Raw genomic sequence first — 11,957 nt, 5'->3', positions numbered from 1 at the left:
CTATTAATTACTCTTTTTTTCTCTTATTACTTGATGTCGATGCTGATTTAGATTTAGTCTTAGATGCCGCTTTAGATTTTGCTTTAGCTTTTGTTCGTTTTTTACTTTTCACTTTAGCTTCTGCTTTATTTGCTACTTTAGCGTTCGCTTTTTTCTTTTTGCTATCTGGTGGACTTTTAGCTTTGCGTTTTACTGGTAAATCAGTAGCAAAACTTATATCAGCTTTATTAGCTTTATCTCTTGCCGTCTTACCTTGACGTTGTGGCTTATTATTACTGCCGACCAAAGAAAAATCAATTTTACGCTCTTCTGGATTAACATTATCGACTTTTACTTGAACTTTATCACCTAAACGATAACTAAAGCGAGTATTCTCACCAATTAGACGATTACGTGATGCATCATAAATATAATAATCATTTTCCAGTGACGAAACATGCACTAAACCATCAATAAACAGATCATCTAACCGGACAAAAAAGCCGAAATTAACCACACTAGAGATAGTACCATTGAATACCTCACCAACATGATCTTGCATATAGTCACATTTTAGCCAATCAACGACATCACGCACGGCTTCATCCGCACGACGTTCAGTTATTGAGCAGTGTTCACCAAAATAAAGCATTTCGCTAATGGTATAACGATGCCCACCAGTTTTACTGGTTTTATGTTGTTCATTCGCCAGTACCCATTTAATGGCTCGATGTAATAATAAATCAGGATAACGACGAATTGGCGACGTGAAATGAGCATATTCTTCAAGCGCTAGGCCAAAATGACCACGATTTTCGGGATCATAAATTGCTTGCTTCATTGAGCGTAAAATTACAGTCTGTAACATCTCATGATCGGGTCTTGCTTCAACATCAACCATTAATTTGGCAATATCTTTAGGTGTTGGATTTGCTCCACCGCCAAGTGATAAACCGAGTTCACTTAAAATACTGCGTAAATTATTCATGCGATCTTCATCCGGTCTATCATGCACGCGGAATAAAGACGGAATCTCAGCATTAATGACCAATTTTGCCGCAGCAACATTGGCTAAAATCATACACTCTTCAATAATTTTATGTGCGTCATTACGCTGTACTAATTCAATACTCTCAATACGTTTATCTGCATTAAAAATGAATTTTGGTTCTTCTGACTCAAAACCAATTGCGCCACGAGTAACCCGAGCATTATCTAATACCTTATATAAGCCATAAAGATTTTCAAGATGAGGTACTAACTCTCGATAATGTTCACGTAACTCTTTATCACCTTCTAAAATTTTGGCAACCTTAGTATAAGTTAAGCGAGCGTGTGAGTTCATTACTGCTTCATAAAATTGATAACCGGTTAAACGTCCTTTGTTCGACACCGTCATTTCACAAACTAAACATAAACGATCAACTTGTGGATTGAGAGAACAAAGGCCATTAGATAACACCTCCGGTAACATTGGTACCACCCGTGAAGGAAAATAGACCGACGTACCTCGTAAGCAAGCCTCTTTATCTAAAGCTTTACCGTTGCGAACATAATAACTCACATCAGCAATTGCTACCCATAATCGATAGCCACCGCCACGATTTTTTTGACAATAAACTGCATCATCAAAATCACGGGCATCTTCACCATCAATAGTAACTAACGGTAAATCTCGTAGATCTTTACGTCCTTTTTTAGCACTTTCAGGCACTTGATCACTAAATTTGTTGACCTCTTTTTCAACTGCTTTAGGAAATTCGTAAGGGATCTCATGATTACGTAACGCAATATCTATTGCTAAATTGGTTCCCATAATCTCACCAAGAACTTCTTTAATAATACCTACTGCTTTTTGACGACGCTCAGGACGTTGTTGTAATTCAACTACCACAACCGACCCCATTCTTACGGTGCGATTTGGTTTACCCGCGATCAAAATATCAAAGTTCAATCGACTGTCATCAGGTACCACAAAGCCAACACCTTGTTCAATAAAATATCGCCCAACGATTTGGTTAGTTCTGGGTTCTAAAATTCGTACTACACGTGCTTCTGTTTTACCTCTATATTGGCTACCAATTGGTTGTGCTAATATAACATCACCCTGTAACACTTTTTTCATTTGTTCAGGTGATAAAAAATAATCTTCTGGTTTTCCTTCTACCCTTAAAAAACCAAAGCCATCACGGTGGGCAATAACACTCCCCTTCACCATATCGAATTTTTCCGGTAAGGCATAACACTTACGCCGTGTAAACACCACTTGGCCATCACGTTCCATCGCCCGCAATCTTCGATGTAATGCTTCTTTTTGTTCATCATTCTTAATTGATACTGCTTGAGCTATCTTGTCTAAATTAGCTGGTTTTGCTTCTTTAGTAAGATAGTCTAAAATCAGCTCACGGCTGGCGATCGGCGAATCATATTTTTTCGCCTCACGATCATAAAATGGATCTTTTATCATATGGAACGTCCTGTGATCGAATATTAGGTTAAGCATAACATAGAGTTGCATAACTTAAAATCAAGATTACTTTTTTGAAGTGCAAAAGCCTTTACTCACAACATATTTATAATTACTAATTCTTAAGATTCATGATTAATAAATAGGAGATTCTAATAAGGTAATTTATCTAAATAAAATATAAATATAATTTATATCTATTTATTCAGCTTTGTTTGATTGTTTTTTGATCAAAAAATTGCTTCCAGTACGCTACGCATAACTGGAAGCAATTTTTCTCTGCTTTTAATATATAAAATGTTTCCCTTTTATATTAAACATATTTTAATCACCACGACAAACACCCGTTGTACTTGGATATCTTGGCTCCTGACGATCAACTTCACCTGTCTTACCCTTTACTCGGTAAACAAAGCTGTTATTCCATAGTTCAGCAGTCCATAAATCACCATCTGGAAGCCAGATTCCACCATAGAGTTTTGTAATACCCCACTCGCTCATAAATGTACCCACTGCCCTTATAAAATGAGACTCATTATTAGTCAGCTCAGAAGGTGTATATAAATATTTTAACCGAAAATCTCTATCTAGTGCTTGCGCTTTAGTAATTTTATTTATCCCGCTACAAAAACTTAATAAATTAAATCCTAAACTCGTATTTACAAGCTTTGAATTACTAAACACAATTGCCTTACCTGTTCCCTTCTTTGGCCATTTTTTAGGAACTGGAATAGTAAAACTATCAAACCTTTCCCAATTACGACCATTATAAAATTCCATTGTTATTGTTGGTGTGCCATTTTGAATAAATTGACTTTTTTGCCCTGCAATATAATTTACCGTACAATTTGAAGCATAACCACCAATTGTTGATAAGCTTATCTTTCCACCACCATTAGACGTATAACAACGATAAAGACTTTGGTCTGAACCACTACCAACTAAAGTAAAGGCCGCATTCTGAAAACCGGTAGTTGGAAAACCACTATTTCGTGAAAAACCATAGGTATTATTAAAGACATTGGGATCATGATCACCAAACTGAGTCATTTCATTCGGTCGTAAATAACATATTTGCCCATTTGGAATTATCCTATATTCTACCGAACTACTCCCATAATAACGATTTCTAGGTAAACCATAACGAGTATTGGCCTGAATATTCGAGACTTCTACCCGTAATTTATAAGGTCCACCACAATTCCAAAGCTCCCAACTTAACTTATCATTAGGTATTTGAATGCCATTCTCAAACCAAGTTGCTCTAATTGTGCCCGACACATAACCGCCAACTTGATCACCATCAATATCATCAACCTTAAGTGCCGATGGGATACGTGCAACGCCATCAGTTGATAAAGCAAAAGCCAAAACGTCTTTGAAATGCATCCCTTTAGGGGCTCGCAAGATAAGATCTGTATCCCAAGCACTGATCCATTCAGTACCGCCTTGTCCATTACGATTAGGAAAATTAATCCACAGGATTTGACGTAAATCAGTTAGTGGTGTTACGCCATCAGTTAATAAAATATACGGCGTATTACCGGTTATCATTTTTTCAGTTTGAGCAGAATATGAAGATAATGCCCATACATTATTTACCAATGATAGACTACTTAGAATAAAAATTACTTGTACAAATAGTGTTTGATATCTAGTTAAATTTATCGCTTTTTGTTTATTTTTATGTTGATGGATATTTAATACAATTTTTGCTATATAAGTTTTTAGATTATGGAAAGATGAGTTTATAGCAGATTTTACTTGCGAAGTTTGTTTAGCCTGAAAGATGGCTAGAATACTATTAGCCTTTGGCTGGCTGGCTGGCTGGCTGGCTGGCTGGCTGGCTGGCTGGCTGGCTGGCTGGCTGGCTGGCTGGCTGGCTGGCTGGCCTCTAAACAACTGTATTTTAACATTTTTTCAATCCTTTGTCAATGTATCCAATTATTTTATAACAATAAAAATATATTTTATTGACTTAAATAGTATAAATATATGCATTAATTTTGACAAATATTGTTTCGTAATGAATTGTTAAGATTCATGATTAATAAATAGGAGATGCTGATAAGGTAATTTAACTAAATAAAGTATAAGTATAATTTATACTTATTTATTGAGCTTTATTTGATTGTTTTTTGATCAAAAAATTGTTCCAGTACGCTCCACTTAACTGGAACAATTTTTCTTTACAGTATACCTAAAATGTTGCTGATTGTTATTAAATATATATTAATCACCTCGGCAAACAGTTGTTGTACTTTGATATCTTGGCGACTGAGCTTCAATTCGACCTGTCATTCCCATTACACGATAAATCCTTCTATCATCACTTGTTATGTCAGCTGTCCAGAGATCACCATCAGGGCGCCAAACTCCACCATATCTTTTTGTAATACCCCACTCACCCATAAACGTACCTACAGCCCTTATAAAATGAGACTGATTATTACTCAGTTCATCAGCTTTATACAAATATTGTGCCCGAAAACCTAGGCTATGCGCTTGAATATAACTGATTTTTTCTATATTACTACAAAAAGTCAATGCATAATAATTCTTGATATCGTAAAACCAATAACCATCACCAAAAACCATTGCTTTACCAGAGCCTTTACTAGGCCATTTATTAGGAACTGGAATAGTAAAATTATCTATCCATTCCCAATAACGACCATTATAAAATTCCATTGTTATTGTTGGTGTGCCATTTTTAATAAATTGACTTCTTTGCCCTACAATATAATTTACCGTACAATTCGAACCATAACCACCAATTGTCGATAAGCTTATCTTTCCACCACCATTAGACGTATAACAACGATAAAGACTTTGGTCTGAACCACTACCGACTAAAGTAAAGGCCGCATTCTGAAAACCGGTAGTTGGAAAACCACTATTTCGTGAAAAACCATAGGTATTATTAAAGACATTGGGATCATGATCACCAAACTGAGTCATTTCATTCGGTCGTAAATAACATATTTGACCATTTGGAATTATCCTATACTCTACCGAACTACTGCCATAGTAACGATTTCTAGGTAAACCATATTGAGTATTGGCCTGAATATTCGAAACTTCTACGCGTAATTTATAAGGTCCGCCACAATTCCAAAGCTCCCAACTTAGCTTATCATTAGGTATTTGAATGTCATTTTCAAACCAAGTTGCTCTAATTGTACCAGAGACATAACCACCAACTTCATCACCATCAATGTCATCAACATTAAGTGTTGATGGATTATGTGCTTCACCATCCGTTGGAGTTGCAAATGTCCACACATCATTGAAATGCATTCCTTTAGGGGCTCGCAAGATAAGATCTCTATCCCAGGCACTGATCCATTCAGTACCGCCTTGTCCATTACGATTTGGAAAATTAACCCCCATAATTTGACGTAAATCAGTTAGTGGTGTTACGCCATCAGTTAATAAAATATACGGCGTATTACCGGTTATCATTTTTTCAGTTTGAGCAGAATATGAAGATAATGCCCATACATTATTTACCAATGATAGACTACTTAGAATAAAAATTATTTGTGCAAATAGTGTTTGATATCTAGTTAAATTTATCGCTTTTTGTTTATTTTTATGTTGATGGATATTTAATACAATTTTTGCTATGTAAGTTTTTAGATTATGGAAAGATGAGTTTATAGCAGATTTTACTTGCGAAGTTTGTTTAGCCTGAAAGATGGCTAGAATACTATTTAGCCTATATGGCTGGCTGGCTGGCTGGCTGGCTGGCTGGCTGGCTGGCTGGCTGGCTGGCTGGCTGGCTGGCTGGCTGGCTGGCTGGCTGGCTGGCTGGCTGGCTGGCTGGCTGGCTGGCTGGCCTCTAAACAACTGTATTTTAACATTTTTTCAATCCCTTGTCAATGTATCCAATTATTTTATAACAATAAAAATATATTTTATTGACTTAAATAGTATAAATATATGCATTAATTTTGACAAATATTGTTTCGTAATGAATTGTTAAGATATGTAAGCAAGAATTGATGCAAAAAATATTCCTCAATATTTTGATTAAAAAATTTTACATAAAATTAACTTTTCCTATTTAGAGCAATCGGTTAACTATTTATGCATTTGAATGCTCACCTAACTAAATCGTTATGCTCGTCTTGATATTTGCTGTTTTTGGTGCTAACAGAAGCTGTTCTAGGCCTTTTTTGACTAAAGGTACATTTTGCAAATTTTATGGTTTGTTTGCAATAAATTGGGGGTGATAGATTTATAAAAAAAACGGACTGTTATAGTCCGTTTCCTTGTCTAAAGAATAATCTTTCCATACCTTTTACAACATTTTTCGAGAGTTTTTCCGATAGCTTTTGTTTACGTTGATAGTTAACTGCTATGATTTTATGCGTGTCTAGATGCGATAAGATAAAATCATCACTGGTACTAATTTCGTCGACTAAGCCCTTTTCTTTAGCCTGTGTTGCAAACCAATGTTCTCCTGTAGCAATCTGTTCAATATCAATATTAGGACGATACTCTTTTACAAAGTCTTTAAATAATAGATGAGTCTCTTCTAATTCTTGTTTAAATTTTTGGCGACCTTCATCGGTGTTTTCACCAAACATGGTTAAAGTTCGCTTGTATTCACCTGCTGTTTGCAATTCAATATCGACATCATGTTTTTTAAGTAATCGATTAAAGTTAGGAATTTGCGCAACTACCCCAATTGAACCAACAATAGCAAATGGTGCTGCAACTATTTTGTTGGCTGTACATGCCATCATATAGCCGCCACTGGCTGCAACTTTATCTACCACCGCAGTAAAAGGAATATTTCGTGTTCTAAAGCGTAATAATTGCGAAGCGGCCAACCCATAACCATGCACTACCCCACCAGGGCTTTCAAGTTTTACCACAACTTCATCTTCTGGTTTGATGATAGCTAATACGGCAGTAATTTCTTGGCGCAACTCTTCTACTTCATGCGCATCCATACTACCATTGAATGATAGAACAAACAGTTTAGGTTTTGTCTGTAAAGTTGATGTTGTCTCGGATAATTTTACAGTATCGTCCGACGACGCATTATCGGTTTGTTTCTTATTTAGTTTAGCTGTTTGTTTAGCCTGTTTCTTTTCAAGTTTTTTCTGTTTTTTCAGATTTTTAGTGAATTGTTTGGCTTCGGTCTCGTCCATACTAGACATTAACATTTCATCTTTAGCTTGTTCATACTCTTTACTTATATCTTTGACTGACATTCGCCCAGCAACTGTGGATGATTTTCGACGCTGACATAAAATAAATATTAATATTGCTAGAATAGCAACAACAACAGTTACTGTTTCAGCCAAGAAAAGTGAATACTGTGAAAACCAATTCATTTGACAATTATCCTATAGTTTAAAAATTTGCCCATTATAACAATATAATTAAAGATTGTGCCGAAAATCAATAAAGATAAAATTGTTGCTTTATTCGGCATTTTAAATTCTTTATACTGACAACCTGTTTAATTTAATACGAGAACGAGTATGCCTTTACGTCCAATAACTGAAATCGCAAAACAATGTAATATCCCTGATGAATATGTGCTGCCTCATGGTAAATATGTCGCTAAAATTGATTTATCTATTATTAAAGCAAATCAAAATAAAGCTCAAGGTAAATTAGTATTAGTGACAGCAATAACCCCAACGCCACTCGGTGAAGGAAAAACCGTAAATACTATTGGATTAAGTGAAGGTTTAAATTATTTGGGAAAATCTGCTATCGCTTGTATTCGTCAACCTAGTTTAGGGCCAGTGTTTGGCGTTAAAGGTGGTGCAGCAGGTGGGGGACAGGCTGAAGTATTACCAATGGAAACATTAAATCTTCATCTTACTGGCGATATCCACGCTATAACTGCAGCCCATGATCTGGCTTCAGCAGCATTAGATTCTCGACTTTACCATGAAGAACGTCTGGGTGAGGAATTTACAGCACAAACAGGTTTGCCTCGTCTAAATATCGATATAAACCGTATTGTCTGGAAACGAGTCATCGATCACAATGACCGTGCGCTACGAAATATTACTGTTGGTGTCGGTGGTGGTGTTAACGGTGTTGAACGCCGAGATGGCTTTGAAATTACCGCTGCATCAGAGCTTATGGCAATTTTAGCGTTAGCATCTGATCTACATGATATGCGCGCACGAATTGGACGAATTATTTTAGCCTATAACACTAGTGGTGAACCAATTACTGCTGAACAACTTGAAGTTGCTGGGGCAATGACCGTTCTGCTTAAAAATGCCATTAATCCAAACCTTATGCAAACAGTGGAAAATACACCTGTATTAATCCATGCAGGCCCATTTGCCAATATTGCTCATGGTAATTCATCTGTAATTGCAGACCGCATTGCTATGCAATTAGCTGACTATGTTATAACCGAAGCAGGATTCGGCTCAGACATGGGAATGGAAAAATTCTTTAATATTAAATATCGTCAAGCTGGTATCAAGGCATCTTGTGTAGTGCTTGTTGCAACTGTGCGTAGCTTAAAATCCAATAGTGGTAAATATAATATCAAACCAGGACAAGCCATACCAAAAGAGATTTCAGAATCTAATGTAGAATTACTTGAAATTGGTGCAGCTAATTTAGCGTGGCATATCAATAATGCTAAAAGTTATGGTTTACAAGTGATTGTCGCAATCAATCGATTCCCACATGATAGTGAAGAAGAATTAGCATTTTTACAAAAATACGCCATTGAACACGGTGCATTTGCTTGTGAAGTCAGTGAAGTATTTACTCAAGGTGGTAAAGGTGCAGAAAAACTTGCCAAACATGTGATTAAAGCGTGTGATATGCCAAGTGAAATCAAGTTACCTTATCCTGACAGTATGCCATTAATAGATAAAATCCAAACAATGGTAAAAAAATACGGTGCGAATAAAGCTAATTTATCAGACACAGCACTTAAAAACGTTAAAGAAATTGAAGCATTAAAATTAGATCACTTACCACTTTGTATCGCGAAAACACCAATGTCAATCAGTGCTGATGCAAATTTAAAGAATGTGCCGACTAATTTTGATGTCGATATCAGCCATTTAGCAATTTCTGCCGGTGCTGGTTTTATTCGAGTTTATGCAGGTAATGTGATGACAATGCCTGGACTTGGTACTAATCCGGCTTATCGAAATATCGATATTGACAAAGATGGTAATATTGTTGGTTTAAGTTAATTTAAAAAATTATTATGCAAAAACAATATAAAGCGTTAATTGATGAAGAAAATTGTATTGGTTGTGGCAAATGTATACGCGTTTGCCCAACTGATGCTATTGTGGGGAGCAAACAAGTATTACATACCATATTGCCACAATATTGTACATCTTGTAGTAATTGTATTAATACTTGTCCAACCGACTGTATTACCTTAAGTACACTAGGTATTGCTTTAAATGAACAGGAAGAGTTACTGTTGACACAAAAAAAACAGCAACGATTAAGTCACAATCAATTGGTACCGCCAACAATTTTATTCCCTAGGTCGATGCCAATAAGCAATAGTAATGCGACTACACAAAAAGATCGCAAACAATCAATTGCCGATGCTATCGCCAGAGTGAAAGCCAAAAAAAACCTCGCTAATTAGCGAGGTTTTCATTTCTAATTTAAACTAACAAATTAAACTTGCTAGTTTTTTACTGACATTACTCTTTATTGCTTCTGAATGCTCGTTTACGATCATTTTCAGTTAAATGACGTTTACGCAAACGTACAGATAATGGTGTAACTTCTACTAATTCATCATCATCAATAAATTCTAATGCTTGTTCTAACGTCATTTTAACCGGTGGTGAAAGCGTAGTCGCTTCATCAGTACCCGATGCCCGCATGTTAGTTAATTTTTTACCCGTTAAGCAGTTAACGGTTAAATCATTTGAGCGGGTATGAATACCAATAATTTGTCCTTCATACACTTCTGCACCATGACCAAGGAATAATTTACCGCGATCTTGTAAGCTATAAAGTGCATAAGCTAACGCTTTACCTGTACCATTCGAAATCATTACACCATTATTACGTTGGCCGATTTCACCTGGACGTACATCATCATAATGGCTAAATGTTGAGTAAAGTAAACCAGTACCAGATGTCATAGTCATAAATTCAGTTCTAAAGCCGATAAGACCACGGCTTGGGATCACATAATCTAAACGTACACGACCTTTACCATCAGGTAACATATTGGTTAAATCACCTTTACGTAAACCTAAAGCTTCCATCACTGAACCTTGGTGCTGTTCTTCAATATCTAAAGTAACTTGTTCGAAAGGTTCTTGCTTTTTACCATCGATTTCTCTATAGATAACTTTAGGACGTGATACCCCAAGCTCATAACCTTCACGACGCATATTTTCGATAAGAACCGATAAGTGCAACTCACCACGACCTGAAACTTTAAATGCATCTGGGTCAGGAGTTTCTTCAACGCGTAAAGCCACATTGTGCACCAGTTCTTTGTTTAAACGCTCAAGAATTTGACGTGAAGTCACATATTTACCTTCTTTGCCAGCAAATGGTGAGCTATTAACATTAAAGAACATAGTAACAGTTGGTTCATCAACACTTAATGCAGGTAATGCTTCAACGCAACTATTATCACAAATCGTATCAGAGATACCGAGTTCGCCTAAACCAGTGATCGCAATAATATCACCTGCTTCAGCAACTTCAGCTTCATAACGTTGTAAACCTAAATGACCTAATACTTGGCCTACTTTACCAGTGCGTTTATTACCTTCACTATCAACAATAGTGACTTGTTGATTTGGTTTAACACGACCACGTTTAATACGACCAATACCAATAACACCAACATAGTTATTATAATCAAGTTGTGAAATTTGCATTTGGAAAGGACCATCTAAGTCAACTGCTGGTGGCTCAACATGTTCAACAATTGCTTCAAATAATGGCGTCATATCTTCAGCCATATCTTCATGATCAAGTCCTGCAAATCCCATTAATGCTGATGCATAAACAATTGGGAAATCAAGCTGTTCATCAGTTGCACCTAGATTTACAAATAAATCGAATACTTGATCCACAACCCAATCAGGACGAGCCCTGGACGGTCAACCTTATTGATAACAACAATCGGTTTTAAACCATAAGCAAACGCCTTTTGAGTAACAAAACGTGTTTGTGGCATTGGTCCATCCATTGCATCAACCAGCAATAATACCGAATCAACCATTGACATTACACGTTCAACTTCACCACCAAAATCGGCATGTCCCGGAGTATCAACAATATTAATACGATAACCATTCCAATCGATAGCCGTATTTTTAGCTAAAATAGTAATACCACGCTCTTTTTCTAGCGCATTAGAGTCCATTATTCTTTCATTGTCGTCGCCACGTAAATTATCAAGCGTACCAGACTGTTTTAATAATTTATCAACCAAGGTTGTTTTACCATGGTCAACGTGAGCAATAATGGCTATATTTCTTAAATTTTCAATCACAATTAAAATCCCAAT

Annotated in this window: 6 protein-coding genes and 1 pseudogene; 2 read left to right on the top strand and 5 right to left on the bottom strand. The window is 36.2% G+C overall.

The genetic code is table 11. The annotated features are described in order from the left end of the window. Positions 1–7: 7 nt before the first annotated feature. The 4 genes from rnr to sohB all read right to left on the bottom strand — a co-directional run bounded on the left by rnr (position 8) and on the right by sohB (position 7,797). The gene (rnr, locus tag RAM17_RS04505; protein WP_110448352.1) at positions 8–2,446 is read right to left on the bottom strand and encodes a ribonuclease R; all 2,439 of its coding nucleotides are present in this window, start codon (positions 2,444–2,446) and stop codon (positions 8–10) included. 324 nt (positions 2,447–2,770) lie between these two features. After that, the gene (locus tag RAM17_RS04500; protein WP_220000091.1) at positions 2,771–4,348 is read right to left on the bottom strand and encodes a PT domain-containing protein; all 1,578 of its coding nucleotides are present in this window, start codon (positions 4,346–4,348) and stop codon (positions 2,771–2,773) included. A gap of 330 nt (positions 4,349–4,678) precedes the next feature. Continuing rightward, positions 4,679–6,298, bottom strand: a complete 1,620-nt coding sequence (locus RAM17_RS04495) for a PT domain-containing protein (protein WP_306240851.1) — start codon at positions 6,296–6,298, stop codon at positions 4,679–4,681. Positions 6,299–6,708: 410 nt separating this feature from the next. Continuing rightward, positions 6,709–7,797 (bottom strand): protease SohB, encoded by a 1,089-nt coding sequence (gene sohB, locus RAM17_RS04490; protein ID WP_110448354.1) that lies wholly within the window; start codon positions 7,795–7,797, stop codon positions 6,709–6,711. 150 nt (positions 7,798–7,947) lie between these two features. Here sohB and RAM17_RS04485 point away from each other — a divergent pair, with 150 nt between their 5' ends. Together RAM17_RS04485 and RAM17_RS04480 are read left to right on the top strand one after the other, a co-directional pair. Further along, positions 7,948–9,648: a formate--tetrahydrofolate ligase gene (locus RAM17_RS04485; RefSeq protein WP_110448355.1), complete on the top strand. Its 1,701-nt coding sequence runs from the start codon at positions 7,948–7,950 to the stop codon at positions 9,646–9,648. Positions 9,649–9,662: 14 nt separating this feature from the next. Further along, entirely contained in the window at positions 9,663–10,061 is a 399-nt protein-coding gene (locus tag RAM17_RS04480) for an RnfABCDGE type electron transport complex subunit B (RefSeq protein ID WP_110448356.1), read from the top strand. A 58-nt stretch (positions 10,062–10,119) separates the two neighbouring features. Here RAM17_RS04480 and typA read toward each other — a convergent pair. Next, positions 10,120–11,942: pseudogene (typA, locus tag RAM17_RS04475) on the bottom strand (ribosome-dependent GTPase TypA). Between the last annotated feature and the right edge of the window lie 15 nt (positions 11,943–11,957).

This window comes from Gilliamella apis, assembly GCF_030758615.1.
In the GTDB taxonomy this organism is placed as follows: Bacteria; Pseudomonadota; Gammaproteobacteria; order Enterobacterales; family Orbaceae; genus Gilliamella; species Gilliamella apis_A.
Note: the sequence above shows the minus strand (reverse complement) of the source record. Positions and strands in the feature narration are given on the sequence as shown.

Coding starts and splice junctions, on each gene's coding strand:
- rnr (WP_110448352.1), bottom strand. CDS start 2,446: ATGATAAAAGATCCATTTTATGATCGTGAGGCGAAAAAATATGATTCG.
- sohB (WP_110448354.1), bottom strand. CDS start 7,797: ATGAATTGGTTTTCACAGTATTCACTTTTCTTGGCTGAAACAGTAACT.
- RAM17_RS04485 (WP_110448355.1), top strand. CDS start 7,948: ATGCCTTTACGTCCAATAACTGAAATCGCAAAACAATGTAATATCCCT.
- RAM17_RS04480 (WP_110448356.1), top strand. CDS start 9,663: ATGCAAAAACAATATAAAGCGTTAATTGATGAAGAAAATTGTATTGGT.